This is a genomic window from Lentibacillus sp. CBA3610 (assembly GCF_013373365.1).
In the GTDB taxonomy this organism is placed as follows: domain Bacteria; phylum Bacillota; class Bacilli; order Bacillales; family Amphibacillaceae; genus Lentibacillus.
Map to the genome: position 1 here is coordinate 1,491,992 of NZ_CP035925.1, position 16,621 is coordinate 1,508,612.

Annotated in this window: 14 protein-coding genes; all 14 read right to left on the reverse strand. The window is 41.2% G+C overall.

Annotation, left to right across the window (positions count from 1 at the left end; translation table 11 throughout):
* Nucleotides 1–174 precede the first annotated feature (174 nt).
* Nucleotides 175–1,296: an RNA polymerase sigma factor RpoD gene (rpoD, locus tag Len3610_RS07610; RefSeq protein ID WP_176447413.1), complete on the reverse strand. Its 1,122-nt coding sequence runs from the start codon at nt 1,294–1,296 to the stop codon at nt 175–177.
* Between the two features lie 24 nt (nt 1,297–1,320).
* Nucleotides 1,321–3,135, reverse strand: a complete 1,815-nt coding sequence (dnaG, locus tag Len3610_RS07615) for a DNA primase (protein ID WP_176447414.1) — start codon at nt 3,133–3,135, stop codon at nt 1,321–1,323.
* Between the two features lie 975 nt (nt 3,136–4,110).
* On the reverse strand, nt 4,111–4,914 hold the full coding sequence (locus Len3610_RS07620; RefSeq protein WP_176447415.1) for a pyruvate, water dikinase regulatory protein: 804 nt from the start codon (nt 4,912–4,914) through the stop codon (nt 4,111–4,113).
* Nucleotides 4,915–4,930: 16 nt separating this feature from the next.
* Nucleotides 4,931–5,560, reverse strand: coding sequence for a transcriptional regulator CcpN (locus Len3610_RS07625; protein ID WP_176447416.1), 630 nt, complete (start codon nt 5,558–5,560; stop codon nt 4,931–4,933).
* 84 nt (nt 5,561–5,644) lie between these two features.
* Nucleotides 5,645–7,723, reverse strand: a complete 2,079-nt coding sequence (gene glyS / locus Len3610_RS07630; protein ID WP_176447417.1) for a glycine--tRNA ligase subunit beta — start codon at nt 7,721–7,723, stop codon at nt 5,645–5,647.
* Nucleotides 7,723–8,601 carry a glycine--tRNA ligase subunit alpha gene (gene glyQ / locus Len3610_RS07635; protein WP_176447418.1) on the reverse strand — a complete coding sequence of 293 codons (879 nt, stop codon included), beginning with the start codon at nt 8,599–8,601 and terminating at the stop codon, nt 7,723–7,725. The genes glyS and glyQ overlap by 1 nt, the downstream gene beginning before the upstream one ends.
* Nucleotides 8,602–9,027: 426 nt before the next feature.
* Nucleotides 9,028–9,771, reverse strand: a complete 744-nt coding sequence (gene recO / locus Len3610_RS07640) for a DNA repair protein RecO (protein WP_176447419.1) — start codon at nt 9,769–9,771, stop codon at nt 9,028–9,030.
* Nucleotides 9,772–9,801: 30 nt separating this feature from the next.
* Nucleotides 9,802–9,951 (reverse strand): YqzL family protein, encoded by a 150-nt coding sequence (locus Len3610_RS07645; protein WP_176449587.1) that lies wholly within the window; start codon nt 9,949–9,951, stop codon nt 9,802–9,804.
* 97 nt (nt 9,952–10,048) lie between these two features.
* Nucleotides 10,049–10,951, reverse strand: coding sequence for a GTPase Era (gene era / locus Len3610_RS07650; protein ID WP_176447420.1), 903 nt, complete (start codon nt 10,949–10,951; stop codon nt 10,049–10,051).
* Nucleotides 10,952–11,348: 397 nt separating this feature from the next.
* A complete protein-coding gene (locus tag Len3610_RS07655) occupies nt 11,349–11,759 on the reverse strand; it encodes a diacylglycerol kinase family protein (protein WP_255259833.1) in 411 nt (136 codons plus the stop codon).
* The gene (ybeY, locus tag Len3610_RS07660) at nt 11,749–12,213 is read right to left on the reverse strand and encodes an rRNA maturation RNase YbeY (protein ID WP_176447422.1); all 465 of its coding nucleotides are present in this window, start codon (nt 12,211–12,213) and stop codon (nt 11,749–11,751) included. The genes Len3610_RS07655 and ybeY overlap by 11 nt, the downstream gene beginning before the upstream one ends.
* Nucleotides 12,213–14,357 (reverse strand): HD family phosphohydrolase, encoded by a 2,145-nt coding sequence (locus Len3610_RS07665; RefSeq protein WP_176447423.1) that lies wholly within the window; start codon nt 14,355–14,357, stop codon nt 12,213–12,215. Before Len3610_RS07665 ends, ybeY begins: the two co-directional genes overlap by 1 nt.
* A gap of 74 nt (nt 14,358–14,431) precedes the next feature.
* Nucleotides 14,432–15,391 (reverse strand): PhoH family protein, encoded by a 960-nt coding sequence (locus Len3610_RS07670; RefSeq protein WP_176447424.1) that lies wholly within the window; start codon nt 15,389–15,391, stop codon nt 14,432–14,434.
* 2 nt (nt 15,392–15,393) lie between these two features.
* A complete protein-coding gene (yqfD, locus tag Len3610_RS07675; protein WP_176447425.1) occupies nt 15,394–16,620 on the reverse strand; it encodes a sporulation protein YqfD in 1,227 nt (408 codons plus the stop codon).
* Nucleotide 16,621: the final 1 nt, after the last annotated feature.

Here is a 16,621-nt window from a genome sequence, read left to right on the forward strand (position 1 = left end):
GTACATAACTATTTATATTTTACTCCAAAAACTGACACGTTTAAAGGAAAAAGATATGACATTTTATAAAACATAGGATAAGGACAGCAGCAAAGAAAAGTTTGGGTGTTTCTCGTAAAAAATATGTAGGCAGCCATTGCACACATTAAAATTGTGCTCAATGACTGAGAGACACTATTCCAAAAAATCTTTTAATCGTTTGCTGCGGCTCGGGTGGCGTAATTTACGCAATGCTTTGGCCTCGATTTGGCGTATTCTCTCTCTGGTTACACCAAAAACTGAGCCAACTTCTTCCAGTGTTCGCGTTCTTCCATCATCAAGCCCAAAGCGTAACCGCAGAACATTTTCCTCCCGGTCCGTTAACGTGTCCAGAACATCTTCCAATTGTTCCTTCAGCAGTTCATATGAGGCGTGATCAGATGGCGAAACAGCTTCCTGATCTTCAATAAAATCACCCAAATGTGAGTCATCTTCTTCACCGATTGGGGTTTCAAGCGAAACAGGTTCCTGAGCTATTTTCAGGATTTCCCGAACCTTATCAGGTGCAAGGTCCATTTCCTTTCCGATTTCTTCAGGGGTCGGTTCTCGGCCAAGATCCTGCAGCAACTGCCGCTGGACACGGATAAGCTTGTTTATCGTTTCAACCATATGAACCGGTATTCTGATGGTACGTGCCTGATCCGCAATTGCCCGTGTAATGGCCTGTCGAATCCACCATGTGGCATACGTACTGAATTTAAAACCTTTTCGATAATCAAATTTTTCAACAGCCTTAATCAGTCCCATATTGCCTTCTTGAATTAAATCAAGGAACAGCATGCCGCGACCGACATAACGTTTAGCAATACTGACAACCAGTCGTAAGTTTGCTTCTGAAAGGCGTCTTTTTGCTTCTTCATCACCATTCTCTATCCGGGTTGCCAAATCAATTTCTTCGGCAGCTGATAACAAATCAACCCTGCCAATTTCCTTCAAATACATTCTGACAGGATCATTTATCTTGATGCCAAGCGGAACACTAAGGTCATTTAAATCAAATTCTTCCTCTTTGGCAATTTCCTGCATTTTGGGATCTTCCTCAGAATCCCCGATTACTTCCACACCTTGCTCTGTCAGGTACTCATAAAACTCATCCATCTGATCTGATTCAATTGCAAAGCCGGACAGACGGTCAGCAATTTCTTCATAAGCCAGTACACCGCGCTTTTTTCCCATTTCAAGCAGTTGGTCTTTTGCCTGCTCAAGTGTCATCTCACTGTTATTTTCCTTAGTTTGTGAAGGCTTATTTTCGGCCATGAGTCCCCCTCCTTCCAACTACAGTCATTTTATACTCTTCAATTGCTTCTGGAGTTCAATAATTTGCATTGCTATCCCGGCAGCTTTTATCGGGTCATTTTGCTGTTCCGCTATCCTTTGTTCCTCTTTTAGTGTTTGAATCGTTTGCTTGTTGCTATTTTCAGCACGAATTATTCGAATATAATCATTTATTTCTTCATTCGTTATATGATCGTGCACAGGAATCATTGCAATTTCGGTAACTAATTGTTTCAGTTTATTGTCTGAAAGCATTTCAACGAACGTACTCACATCCGGTTGCTTGTGTTCTTCATAGTAGGCATACAGGTGTGTGGCAATAATTTTATGCTCATCTATATTAAAGGACACACCTATTTCCTCCTGCACTTTATCAATAATGGACGCATCTTGCAACATATATGCAATTAACTGCCTTTCAGCATTATGGAAAGCCGGTAATAATTGTTTCGTATAATGATCATTTGACGCCCTATTAGTATATCTGTTCTTGTTTATCTTATCCTTATCAAGCCCCATCTTTTGACGGTAATTCGTAATTTCCTGTGTTAATGAATCCATTGATACATCGTAAGCATCATTTATTTCCTTCAAATAATATTCCCGTTCGATGGAGCTATCAATCGTTGCGAGATATTCCAATACTTTTTCTATATATTGTATGCGGTCGCCTTCGAGTGTAAGATTAAAGTCTTTCTTCAGATATCGCATGTAAAAGTTTGTGAATGTCAAACTTGATTTGATAACATCATGACGAAATGCTTCTGCACCAAATTCGCTTATAAAATCATCAGGATCCATGTTTTCCCGTAAATTGGCTATTTTAACATGGCACCCGGCTTTTTGCAGCAGTTCAGCACCTTTATATGCAGCTTCAGTGCCTGCTTCATCAGCATCATAACAAATGATGACCGTATCGACATACCTTCTGAGAAGCCTTGCCTGTGATTCTGTAAGCGATGTTCCCAAGGTTGCAACAGCATTCTTCACACCTGCCTGGTATGCCGATATGACATCCATATAACCTTCAAATAAAACTGCCTCACTCTGCTTACGGATGTGTTTTTTAGCTAAATCGAAATTATATAGAATTTTTCCTTTTTGAAACAACTCACTTTCGGGACTGTTCAAATATTTAGGTTCCTGACCTGAAATTGTCCGGCCGCCAAAGGCAATCGTCTTTCCCAAATGATTACGAATTGGAAAAATCACTCTGCCACGGAATCTGTCTGCTGCAGTATTATCCTCGTTAAGTGACAATAAACCTGCTTTGACAAGAAGCTGCTGATGGAATCCTTTTTTTTTCAGAAACTCTGCTGTAAAGTCTTTAATGTTTGGTGCAAAACCGAGCTGGAACACATCAATCGTTTCATCCGTAATGCCACGATCCTTAAAATACTGATAACCTTCTCTGCCGTCTTTCGTATAACGCAGTAAATGGTGGTAAAGCTTGGTAATCCACTCAGAAGCAGACAGGATACTTTGATTTTCCTGTGAAATGGACGTATTCTGCTGATGAGACAGATCGGGCAGATCAACACCGGTTCTATCTGCAAGCAACTTCAGCGCTTCATGAAACGAATACTCTTCCATTTCCATTATGAATGTTACAACATTGCCACCTTTTCCGCACCCAAAACAGTGGAAGATCTGCTTTTCCTGTGTTACCGAAAATGAGGGTGTTTTCTCACCATGGAATGGACAAAGCCCAAAGTAATTCCGGCCTTGTTGTTTCAATTGTATATATTCTCCAATGACATCAACTATGTCATTGGACCGGCGTACGTCTTCAATGACCTCTTCAGATACCTGATTTGCCATATTAACCACCATACTTATATAATTCGATATCCGGAAAGAAAATCCTTCATATTTCGACAATCTTTTTGTTTAAGTCGAAAAAAATTCCTCCCATTGGTAACAGGATAAAATTGCCTGTCCGAAATCGCGTGTCTTTCGGGATGAACAACTCTGGAAGGACTTTCGACTTACTGTATTATTGTACCTCCTAAAGCACTTATATAAACGTACTTTACGCTATAGATACTTACATACCAGTATTCTACATTACAATTGATTATTCCTTCCCGGAACGTAATGTTTTACTTTTCTGAATATATGACAGCCATAAATCACTCAAATACATATTCATTTTTTACACAAAATATAATTATAATACAAAAAACTAAAATATGCCAGAAAAAAATTTTTTTATCATTACTTTTTCAGAGCCCATAACAGAAACAGAAAAACATTCCGCTTATACGGCAGAATGTTTTTTCATATGACTGGTGTCTCAAAGATTGTTTTTTCGCCACAAAACCCATAGACTTCGACACAACTGGTTTTCCTTTGTCTATAGGGGCCTGAGTGCTATTTCGTCGCTGCGGAAAAATACTCGCTTTCCGGGGGGAACGCTTCAGCCTCCTCGCTCGCAAAAACCGCTCGCTGCGGGGTCTTCAGACTGTTCCTTTCCCGCAGGAGTCTCGCATTTTTCCGCAGCTTCGTGTCGTGTTCTGTCCTAGTGAGAGAACATTTAATGTACAAAAAGTCAACACCAGCGGAGGAAATACGCGGAGACTCCTGCGGGAGGAAAGGCCTCGGTGAGACCCCGCAGCGCGTCAGCGATCTTTATCTGCGAGGAGTGCTGCTTCACCGAAAACACTTGCAACACGACGAGCACGAGGAGGCTCACCAGCCGCCCTAAGGTGCGCGGAGCGTATTTCCGGAGCGGTGTCATTGCACTCAACTTTTTCAGTATCCCATTTCATATCGAATACAAAAAAAGACTTTCGATTATTTCCTGATCATACGCATAATCGTATTGGCTGTCTCTTCAACGGCTTTATACGATACATCAACAACTTCACAACCGATTTTATCCACAACATTATCGAAATATTCCAGTTCCTGATTGATTCGTTCCAAGTTGGCGTATGTTGCCTGGTCGCCAAGTCCCAATGCTTTAAGCCGTTCCTTCCTGATATCATTTAATTTCTCAGGATTTATTCGCAAACCAATACATTTGGAAGCGTTCACCCCGAACAGCTCTTCCGGAGGTTCTACTTCCGGTACGATCGGGACGTTTGCCACCTTCAGACGTTTATGAGCTAAGTACTGTGATAACGGCGTTTTAGAGGTGCGGGAAACCCCAATCAAAATAATATCAGCGCGCGCAATTCCCCTCGGGTCCCTTCCATCATCATATTTGACCGCAAATTCAATTGCCTCAACGCGCTTGAAGTAATCCTCATCCAATTGGTGGACAAGTCCGGGCTCCAAACGGGGGTTACTGCTAAAAGCACGTTTCATGGCATCCATCATTGGTCCCATAATATCAATGGCTTCCATGCTCATATTGCTGGCCTGATCATTTATATAGGCCCGCAGTTCAGGATCGACTAATGTAAAACCGACTATCCCCTGTTTTTCCAGTGCCAGCTGCAATGTCTCATCAATTGTTTTTTTATCTTCGACGTATGGCACCCGCTGTATTTGGTATTCACCACTATTGAATTGACTTAAACCCGCTTTAATCACTAATTCTGCTGTTTCGCCGACCGAATCGGAGAGAACGTAAACAAGTGGTTTTTCTCCCATGGATCGTGTTCCTCCCTTATAAATGCTCATCCTTAATCAATTCAACAAATGCTTTTGTGATCGTCGTTTTTGTAATACGTCCAACAATTTCAGTTCCTTTTTCTGTTTCCTTTATAACCGGTAAGCCATCAATTTGTCTGTCAATCATTTTTTTGGCTGTATCAATCATCAAATCATCCCGATAACATACAGTGATGTTAGGCATCCTGGTCATAATGATATGTACCGGAATGCTATTTAAATCCTGATTGCCGATACTTGCCCGTAATAAATCTTTTCTTGATAAAACACCGGTTAAACATGAATCATCGTTGACGACAAACAAAGTGCCCACATCTTCCAGAAACATCGTCGAAATGGCATCATATACAGACGCTCCCTCTTTCACCACGACTGGAACAGACTGGTATTCATAAACTTTGAATTTTTTGATTGTGTCCGTTAAAAGCTCTGTTCCTGTTTTACCTGTATAAAAATACCCAACACGAGGTCTGGCCTCGAGAAATCCTGCCATCGTCAAAATGGCCAGATCCGGACGTAGTGTAGCACGTGTCAAATTCAGGCGTTCTGCTATATTTTCACCGGTTATCGGACCATTTTCCTTTACGATCCCGATGATTTGCTCCTGTCTATTCGATAATTCCACTTTTTCACCACCTGCGAACGAAATGTGTCATACCACTTCCCAATATTATACACTTTTCACAGGGAAAAAGGAAATATTGTCATCCTAAAAATGCTGTTTCCATTCAATTGCCGACAAATCTGCATAATCATATATTAAAGCTGCAATGTTATTAATCAGTGCCAGCCGGTTATTGCGGATTGATTCATCATCAGCCATTACCATATTATCATCGAAGAAATCGTGGATAGGCTGAGTGAGTTTTCCTAATTGATGTAATGCATTGTCTGCTTCCTGCATGCTGTTGGCATTTTTATAGCCGTTCATGACGGTCAAATAGGTATCATACAACCTTTGTTCAGAATCTGTCTCAAAATCTGACTGGGTGATTTCAGTCCGATCTGTTTTGGCAGCCAGGTTCAATACACGAACAAGTGCTTCCTGTACCGGTTTAAATTCCGGGTTATTCCGTTCTTGTGATAAGGTTTCAGCTTTTGCCATCATATAAGGTATAACGCCAATATCTTTGTATAAAACAGCTTGAATAACATCAGCTTCAATTGATAATTCCTTTAAAAGATATGTGATACGGTTGCTGAAAAATTGCGCTATGTCGGCTCCGGATCTATTTTTGTCCATCAAGTCAACATTCTCATATTGCTGTTCAGCCAATTCAAGTAATGATTCAACACTTATATCCCATTTGTATTCTTTAAGTATTTTTAACACACCTGTTGCCTGTCTTCTCAGTCCATATGGGTCTTGGGAACCGCTGGGCATCAAGCCGGCTGAAATACAGCCAACAATCGTATCAAGCTTATCAGCGACACTGACAATCGCGCCTTCAACTGTTTCCGGGAGTTTTCCATCAGCCTGAACAGGTAAATAATGCTCTGCCACAGCCCTGGCAGCAGCCTGATGCTCCCCGGCATTAAGTGCATATGTTTCGCCAATAACGCCTTGCAGCTTGGTAAATTCATCAACCATATTGGTCGGCAAATCAAACTTGGCTATTTCGGCTGCCCTGACCGTGTTCGATCGTGTTTCGTCATCCAGGTCAAGCCATTGTGATAAATGATGCGCGATGGCAGTAACCCGTTTTACCTTATCACTGATTGTTCCAAGTTTTTCCTGAAACACAATCCGTTCCAGTTTCTTCAAATAATAATCAATTGACTGTTTCTGATCTTCTTCAAAAAAGAACTGTGCATCTGATAATCTTGCCCGCAGTACTTTTTCATTTCCTCTGACAACTGTATGAAGGGCATGCTCATCCCCGTTGCGAACACTTACAAAATATGGGAGCAATTCCCCATTCTTTGACTTGACAGGAAAATAGCGCTGATGTTCCTTCATCGATGTTATCAGAACTTCAGACGGCAGCATCAAATAGGAATCATCAAATGCCCCAACGAATACGGTTGGATATTCCACCAGGTTAGACACTTCCTGCAACAGTTCATCATCTTCGGGAATCTGAAAACCGTGTTCTTCCTCTGCTTTTTTCAAGCCATCCGTAATCATTTGTCTGCGCTTTTCCGGACCTGCAATGACATACTGGTCTTGCAGCTTTTGCTCATATTCTTCCGGTACTTGCAATGTCGTCCTTTCTCCTAAAAACCGATGACCATAAGTGCGATTATCCGTTTTGACGCCGGCTGCTTCAAACGGAATGACATCACGGCCAAATAATGCCACAAGCCAGCGAATAGGACGTGCATAACGTAATGATTGCTCAGCCCAGCGCATATTTTTCGGGAATTGAATGGACGTAATGATATCACTGAACTGCGGCAATAATTCATCCGTTGGTTTACCGATAATTTGTTTTTTGACAAAAATGTATGTCGCCCCTTTAATATCCTTTGTATAAATATCATCAACGGTTTTTCCCTGGCCTTTTGTAAAGCCGACTGCCGCTTTTGCCCAGTTTCCTTCCTCGTCTTGAGCGATTTTTAATGTTGGTCCTTTCACTTCTTCCTCCAATGACGTCTGTTCTTCGGCAACGTCTTTGACCAGTACAGCCAATCGGCGCGGCGTTGAAAAAGAAACGATGGACGTATAAGAGATACGTGACTGATCAAGCCAGTCTGCGGTTTTATTCAACAACTGACTTTCTGCGTCATCCACAAACCGTGCCGGAAGTTCCTCAAGTCCAATTTCTACCAGTACATCTTTAGCCATTATTCTGCCTCCTTTTTCAGCATTGGGAAGCCCAATCGTTCCCGTTCCGCTACATATGCTTTGGAAATGCTTCTGGCCAGATTGCGGATTCTGGCAATATACCCGGTCCGTTCGGTAACTGAAATAACACCTTTGGCATCAAGCAAATTAAACGTATGGGAACATTTTAATACGTAATCATATGCCGGGAAAACCAGTCCTTTTTCCATCGTATTCCTTGCTTCGTTCTCGTACATCGTGAACAACCGGAAAAGCATATCTGTGTCAGATTCCTCAAACGTATATTTGGAATGTTCATATTCAGGCTGGAAAAAGATATCGTTTAGGCTGACACCGTCTGTCCATTCCAAGTCAAAGACATTTTCTTTGTCTTGAATGAAAGATGCCAGACGTTCAATCCCATAGGTCAGTTCAACTGAAACGGGATTAGCTTCAAGCCCGCCAATTTGCTGAAAGTAGGTGAACTGGGTGATTTCCATACCATCTAGCCATACTTCCCATCCCAGCCCGGCCGCACCAAGCGTAGGATTTTCCCAATTGTCCTCGACAAACCGGATGTCATGCTCCAATGGATTAATCCCCAGTACTTTAAGTGATTCGAGGTACAAGTCCTGAATATTATCCGGTGATGGTTTCATGATGACTTGAAATTGGTGATGCTGATACAAACGGTTTGGATTCTGTCCATATCTGCCATCTGCAGGACGTCTCGATGGTTCAACATACGCCACATTCCATGGCTCCGGCCCCAGACTTCTGAGCAGTGTCATCGGGGACATTGTTCCTGCACCCTTTTCCACATCATAAGCTTGCATTAAAATACAATTTTGATCTGACCAATGTTTTTGCAATGCTAAAATCATTTCTTGAATTGTCATGGTTATCCCCTCCGTATTCATTAATGAGAAAAACTCAGGCCTAGCTTCGTCTTTCCAGAGGTCAGAGGCCGGAAGTCAGACTTGAGGAAATCGGCGAATTCGCCGATTTCAAGATTGAAGTCTTCATCTGAAATGTTATTCTTACTGATCCTACAAATAAAAAACCCCCGTCCCTATGTCATTGACTGACATAGGGACGGGGATTAATCCGCGGTTCCACCCTACTTGCCCTTTTCATAAGGGCCACTTTATCACGATTGCTCCGGAGCGCCGTTCCTCATGTTTTGTTATCCGGCTTCCACCATTCCGGACTCGCTCACAACAAGAATCCATAAGTACTCTTCTCCATCAGCACAATATCAGAATCTGTTAAAATGACGTATCAAAATAGTACGATATGGCTGATTCTTTGTCAAGAAAACAGATCTACCTGAGCTTATCCAATTGCTTTAAAAACCGTTTTGATTTCAGATAATAGCCGCCATATTGATCATAGTATGCATCCATAATATCTCGGAGCAGCTTTTTGTTTTCCGGTTTCACTGAGATAGTGCCAACGCGCTCCAGTCCAACTTCGGAAAAAACGTAAAACAATCGGGCCATGTTGCCTGTCAGTATCGCGGATTTCGGATCATTGTTCATACACGCTGAACAAAGCAGACCACCTTCTGATATTGAAAAAGCGAACGGTCCTTCTTTACCGCCACAGTTCACACACCTGTCAACAGTAGGTGCAAAACCACCTTTCTTAAACAGTTTCAGTTCGTACATCATTATTGGGATATCGGCTTCATCATATTCCGCTATCCAATTCATGGTCCGATAAAGCTGGTCAAATATGTAATGATCAGGTGAATGGGAATCCGTTAACTTATCAGTCAGCTCAACAATATAGGATGCATATGCTGTTTTGATGATATCTTCCCGCACGTGACGGAATGAATCGATGACACTCCCTTGCTGAATCGTGCTCAGTCCTGAATTAAGATAAACAAAAAAATCACCATATATGAATGGCTGCGTCACTGCAGCCATTCTGCTTTTTGGTTTTTTTGCACCTCTGGCAATTGCAGAGATTTTCCCTGCTTGATAACTGAATATCGTAACAATTTTGTGTGTTTCACCATAGTCTTGCGTTTTCATGACAATACCTTGCATTTTTTCAAGCAAACAGTATCACCTTCTTATGGTACAAGGCCTCTAGGATTTTGTATTGAGAGAAGTACTCTCTTTCATCTTCTGCCATTGATCATTTTGTTCAACTGCTTCATTGTTTTCCAGTTCTTTTAATAGTAAATAGGTTTCAATGTTTCCTGTTTGACTGAATAGTTTCCAGGTAAAGTCGATCACAAGAAACCCCGCCTTTCTATTGCATGTTTGTAATGTGTTGTTCATTTTTAGATTTTCCATAAGGCGCTGAATCAATGAGTTTTAAAATTTACCAAGTCTAATATTCATCACTTCGGAAACCGAATTCATGCAACTGGGACTCTTTGTTGCGCCAGTCTTTTCGGACTTTCACCCAAAGTTCCAGATATACGTTGGAGCCGAGCAGTGATTCGATATCTTTACGGGCATTTTTTCCGATATCCTTCAGCATTGAACCCTGTTTGCCGATTATAATTCCTTTTTGGCTTTTTCGCTCAGTCACGATTGTTGCCTGAATGAAGACCGTATCTGACTGCCGTTCTTCTATATTTTCAATCACGACCGCAATTGAGTGTGGAATCTCTTCTCGCGTTAATTCCAGCACTTTCTCACGTATTAACTCACTTATAATAAACCGCTCAGGGTGGTCGGTTATATGATCTTCAGGATAATACTGGGGGCCTTCGGGAATAAAGTTCGTTAGTTCATCGAGCAAATGCGTCATATTATTACCCTGCAGCGCGGATATTGGAATCACTTCTTCAAAATCATATTTATCCTTATAAAGATCAATTAAAGGTAATAACTCATCCGGATGGACAAGATCAATCTTATTGATGACTAAAAATACCGGACGCTTAACCTGCTGCAGCCTGTCCAGGATGTATTGATCGCCCTTTCCATAGCCTTCTTTGGCATTAATCATAAACAATACTGCGTCCACTTCGTTTAAGGTATCCTCAGCCAATTTAACCATAAAATCACCTAAACGATGCTTCGGCTTATGAATACCTGGTGTATCAATGAATACAAGCTGTGAGTCATCTGTTGTCAGTACACCTTGAATTCGGTTTCGGGTTGTCTGTGCCTTATCACTCATGATTGCAACCTTTTGTCCGATCATTTGATTCATGAAGGTTGACTTTCCTACATTCGGCCTGCCAATGATAGCAATAAATCCTGATTTGAATACGTCTGCCATGTTGTGTCCTCCGATGTAAATTCTAGTGATATTTTTAATCATACTATAAAATCAAGTCCGTTTCATGCAAATAGACAAAACCTTTAAAAAGAACTGTTGTTTCAGCAAATAATGACATGAATAGTGGAAAAACCCGGCTGGCTCAATCCATAAACTGTGACACAAATGGTTGAGAGGAGTGACACCGCTCCGGAAATACGCTCCGCTGTTTTCTGTTTATAATCTCATTTTATGTTGTTTAATCAAACCTCTCTTAAGAGTGCTGATTGGAGGGAGGGCCAGTCGACTCCTGCGGGAAAGCAGGAAGTAGTTTTCTTCCGAGGGGACTGAAGTGTTGCCCTAAGGTGCGCGACTGACCGGAACGGAAATCAACATAGCACTTATGTCGCAGTTTTTATCAACTACGAGGGTAAATAGCAGCAAAGTTTACGAAAACAGTTTGGATATATGACAAAATTTCAGGAATAAAAATAAGCAGCCCTACAACCACAGCAATAACGGCAGATATTAAGACTGCACCTGCCGCCATATCCTTGATCGCTTTTGCACGTGGATGTATGTCCGGTTTTAAATAGTCCATCATTTTTTCGATAGACGTATTGATGACTTCGGTAACTAATACGAATCCAATGACTAATACAACAACTGCCCACTGCATAACTTCCAAACGAAAAACGATACCCGCTGCAATAACACATAATGATGCTATCAAGTGTATCCTGAAATTCAGTTCTGTCGTGATGACGCTTTTGAGACCATTTAATGCATGTGAAAATCCAAATCGAGACTTTCCTTGTTTATCTTTCAATGCCAAATTCACCTAACAGTTCATCTTGTTTTCCGAACATTTCTGCTTCGTCTTCCTTGTTCATATGATCGTAACCAAGCAAATGAAGGAAACCATGCACCGTTAAAAATCCCAGCTCCCTCTCCAGCGAATGACCATATTCCTCGGCCTGTTCTTTCGCTTTATCAAGCGAAATGACAATATCACCGAGAACAAGCGGAAGATCTTCACCAAAAATATCCGGTTCATCACCAACCTTTTCCTGCATCGCAAACGAAATAACATCGGTTGGTTTGTCCTGCTGGCGGTAATTTCGGTTAATTTCTTTGATTTCCTGATTACTGACAAACGAAACGGATACTTCAGCTTCACTGGCAACTTCCTCTTTTTGTCCTGTGAAAATAAGCAATCGCTGCAGCAGATCAATATAATCAACAGGAACGGAATTTGTCTGATCATGAAAATCTATATGCATTATTTAGCCTCCTTCATAGGGTATTGAATTCTTGAATGAAAGATTCCTTTTAGTGTTTCACAAATCGTTTGGTGTACTGTATCCAAATCTTTCAATGTCAGCGGGCATTCATTTAATTGATCATCCATCAAGCGGTCTTTAACAATCGATGTGACAATCTCTTCAATTTTTTCCTCTGTCGGTTCCTTTAAGGAGCGGACAGCTGCCTCTACCGAATCACAAATCGATATAACTGAAGCTTCCTTTGACTGCGGTTTCGGCCCTGGGTACCTGAAATCTTTCTCGTCAACCTCCTTGTTTTTTTCCTTTTCCCTATAATAAAAGAATTTTAACAATGTGGTTCCGTGATGCTGTATCGCAATATCTATAATCGCTTGTGGCAGATTGTGTTTCTTTAGGATGTCAGCACCATCATAGGGATGATTAATAATTATTTCAGCACTCTCCCTTGGCTGCAAATCATCATGCGGATTGTTAATCGCCATCTGATTTTCAATAAAATATTGCGGCATCACCGTTTTGCCAATATCATGATAATAAGCGCCCACTCTCGCCAAAAGCCCGTTAGCACCAATCGCTTCACATGCTGTTTCACTGAGGTTCGCCACCATAATCGAATGATGATAAGTGCCCGGAGCCTCCGTTAATATTTTGCGGAGCAGCGGCTGGTTCGGCTTTGCCAGTGACAATAATTTATAATCAGATAATATTCCGAGTCCTGTCTCAAAAAACGGCAGTAAGCCAACTGTCAGGACAGCTGATAAAAATGCAGCCATAACACCGTATCCCGATTGCAAAAGTATATCCGAAAAGGAATACTTTTCAATCGAAAGGAATAAAAATAACAATATAGCTAATATATTTATGAACGTCATGCCAATAGCCGCTTTTAAAATAGCTAAGCGATCCTTTACACTGACAAGAAAGATGATGCCGGCCATTTGTGAGAAAAAGAAGTAAATACCTGCTTCCACATTAAGTGAGCCGGGGATCTGGCCGTTAAAAATAATACTTCCGAGAATAGCATAAAGCATTGACAGAACAATCGCTAACCGCTCATTCAGTAATACCTTCACCAATAAAGCACCTGTAGCTACCGGGACGGCAAAAAACAGCTGATTAATAGAAGTTGTATACAGACTGAATAATTTCATAAACGTGATGACAATAAGGCTGATGAACAATATGGACCCCAGTTTCCGTTTATCCAGTCCTTTATTTTTCGCCTGCTTGCTCATCTCGTATATCATGACAACCATGATAAGGAATATCAATAGAATTAAACCGATGACAGGAAACATATTTTGCTGATCATCCAAAACACCGGCAAGTTCCAATTCCTCGTAAATTTCGTTTGTGACAGTCTCCCCTTCTCTGACGATAACCTCTCCAGCCCGGATGACAACCGGATCCACATTGCTGGCGGCTTCTTTACGGGCTTCTGCCGTCTGTTCGGCATCAAAAAAGGAATTCCCGGTAACAGCAAAACGACTTAATTCGACTAAAGATGCTTTCATATCATTATCCAATTCGGAAAGTTGAATATTTTGTTCAACTTCAGATTGAGCATGCTGAATATTGTCAGCCCGGACACCCTCTTCCATCACCTCTGTTACAGAGTTGATAAGGCGTTCTTTGGCATCCTCACGCTCCCCGGGTTCAGCTTGGAGCAGTTCATAAAACACGTCGTCATTGACGGATTCAGTTAGATCTGATGACAGCAACTGTTTCAACTGTTCCAATTTTTCTTCTGGCCTCAGCGTATCGTTTGTATTGTCAGCAGTTGATTCCATTGTATTATTTCGATGTTCCTGCTGATTCAGTGTCGAGACGGCATCAAATACCTCTTCAATATAAGCCGTTTGTTCTTCGGCTATTTCATCGGAGATATTATAACGGTCTTCTACTGATTGGACAAAATCTCTTGTTTTACGTTCTGTTTCCTGTTCATTTTCAATGGTTACGGGGGATCGGATTGTTTCATCGGCACTGGAAAATCGCTCAACCTGATACGTTTCAGGCAGAACGTTCTGAATCGTTACGAGAAAAAAAGCAGCACACAGAAGGATAACAGTCAATAATACCATAACCCATCCGGACCAAATTTTTTTAAGAAACGCGTTTATGGTGTGCAGCCATTTCATTATTTTTCACCCCGCAACCGAAATCAAAATAGAAATAAGACCCGCTATCTTTGGGGTCTTACACTGATTAACCATTACTTTGCTTTTTCGTAGGCATCAATAATTTTTTGAACTAACGGATGCCGTACGACGTCTGTTGCACTTAAATGAACAAATGAAATCCCATTGACAGATGCCAAAATTTGATTGGCAGTCTGTAATCCTGATTGCACTCCTTTAGGTAAGTCGATTTGGGTGATGTCCCCATTAACGACCATTTTGGAGCCAAAACCCAACCGTGTCAAAAACATCTTCATTTGTTCAGGGGTTGTATTCTGTGCCTCATCCAATATGACAAATGCATCATCGAGTGTACGGCCGCGCATATATGCCAATGGTGCGATTTCAATGGTGTCCCGCTCAATCAGGCGCATCGTATGTTCAGCGCCAAAAACATCATGCAGCGCATCGTATAAAGGCCGCAAATATGGATCGACTTTTTCTTTCAAATCACCTGGTAAAAAGCCTAAGCTTTCCCCCGCTTCCACTGCAGGACGTGTTAGAATAATCCGCTTCACTTCGCCATTTTTCAATGCATGGACTGCCATGACAACCGCAAGATACGTTTTACCGGTACCAGCCGGGCCAATCCCGAAAACAAGGTCATTTGACTTAATGGCATCCGTATAATATTTTTGGCCCAAGGTCTGGACACGAATCGATTTGCCTTTAGCATTTTTCGAGATTTCATCTTCAAAAAGTGTTTCAAATTGTTTGATTTTACCTTTTTTAGCTAAATCAACGGCATAGACAACATCCCGTTCGGTAATGTCCAACCCTTTCCGGACAATCGACAATAATGTCAGAAGGATTTCTTCTGCCAAAGCTATATTCTCATTACTGCCTGAAACACTTACTTGCTCGCCTCTCGTAATGATTGAAACCTGTAATAATTCTTCAATTTGTTTTAAATATTTATCATTTGTGCCAAATAAAGCTAATGCCTCATTTGGACTGGTAAGCTCTAACTCGATTGTTTTCAAGTTATTCGGCATAATCAATCTCCTTGGTCTATTGGTTCATGTTTGACAATATTCTCTTCAACAGCCATATATAAGATTAATTTAACTTTACCATTCTCGGTCGATTCTTGCAAAATATTTTCAGAAATTATTTCGGCTTCCGGACCCAGTCTTAACTGGAGTTCATTCTTTGCTTGTCTAATGCCGATATCAATCGCCTCTTCCTTGCTTCTGTCGACTTCCTGATAGTACTTTTCACTTAGAGTTGTTTCCATCAAAGTGATGGGAAGCTTCCAGTTAAAGAAATATAAGTCTTTTTCATAGCGCTCCCTGTGAATATCGCTGTAATCAGGATCACCAAAACCCCATATTGGAATTTCAGTCCCACTGATTTTGAGATGATATTTTGTTTCTGATTCACCGGTTAATTGTTCGTAATTCGCCTTTAAGGGGACGCTCACTTCGGTTTCATACCATGTTTTTGCAATCACCTCTCCTTCTGCAGCAACCAGTTCGTAAGACGCGTCCTTCTCCTCTTCGTCATCATCGGATTCTTCTTCATCAGCGAACTGTAATTTACCTGAAACGAGCACATCTCCCGGCTCCACATAATCATTGACCTGAACTTGTGGGAGCCCTTTTGAGACGTACATATTTTCAATCACACCTTTTTTGGTTGCGATCAGATTTCGCGGACCTTCAACTTCTTCTTCCTCAACAATCGTTTTCTCCACGCCTTCCAGCAAAAAGCTTGTCCCTTTTTGCTGGACACCAACCCATAATAATTCAGGGATGTCATTTATTAAATTTTGCTGTATGTCACTCGGGGAATCCAACGTAAATGACCATGTTCCCTGATGTATCCCATAATCTGCCAGCTGCTCACTTATTTTCTCCTCAATATCCTTTGGCACACCTGTTATCCGAACTTCCCATATGATATTTGACAAGAAGAAGATAAGCAATATACTTAACAAAAGACCAATCAGGACTTCTTTTTTCCGGATAAACCTCTTCATCAAAAATGGATACCCGTGCTTATGCGTGAACGACAATTTATAATGTGTTCCGCGTCTTACATTTTTTACATTGGGTATGTCCTGCAATTTAATATTCCCTGAACACGTACTTTCTGATTCCTTTTCGATATTCCAGACAATAATATCCTGTTCAATACATTTTTGAAAAAACAGTTCCGGGCGTGTCCCCTTTACAAGGACAGTAACATATCCCGTTATCGAAGCACCTTGTATATGTTTCATT

What these genes read in the sequence shown, in the direction of transcription:
- Len3610_RS07670 (WP_176447424.1), bottom strand. Translation starts at nt 15,391, where the DNA reads ATGCCGAATAACTTGAAAACAATCGAGTTAGAGCTTACCAGTCCAAAT.
- dnaG (WP_176447414.1), bottom strand. Translation starts at nt 3,135, where the DNA reads ATGGCAAATCAGGTATCTGAAGAGGTCATTGAAGACGTACGCCGGTCC.
- glyS (WP_176447417.1), bottom strand. Translation starts at nt 7,723, where the DNA reads ATGGCTAAAGATGTACTGGTAGAAATTGGACTTGAGGAACTTCCGGCA.
- ybeY (WP_176447422.1), bottom strand. Translation starts at nt 12,213, where the DNA reads ATGCATATAGATTTTCATGATCAGACAAATTCCGTTCCTGTTGATTAT.
- Len3610_RS07620 (WP_176447415.1), bottom strand. Translation starts at nt 4,914, where the DNA reads ATGGGAGAAAAACCACTTGTTTACGTTCTCTCCGATTCGGTCGGCGAA.
- yqfD (WP_176447425.1), bottom strand. Translation starts at nt 16,620, where the DNA reads ATGAAACATATACAAGGTGCTTCGATAACGGGATATGTTACTGTCCTT.
- glyQ (WP_176447418.1), bottom strand. Translation starts at nt 8,601, where the DNA reads ATGACAATTCAAGAAATGATTTTAGCATTGCAAAAACATTGGTCAGAT.
- rpoD (WP_176447413.1), bottom strand. Translation starts at nt 1,296, where the DNA reads ATGGCCGAAAATAAGCCTTCACAAACTAAGGAAAATAACAGTGAGATG.
- Len3610_RS07665 (WP_176447423.1), bottom strand. Translation starts at nt 14,357, where the DNA reads ATGAAATGGCTGCACACCATAAACGCGTTTCTTAAAAAAATTTGGTCC.
- era (WP_176447420.1), bottom strand. Translation starts at nt 10,951, where the DNA reads ATGGCAGACGTATTCAAATCAGGATTTATTGCTATCATTGGCAGGCCG.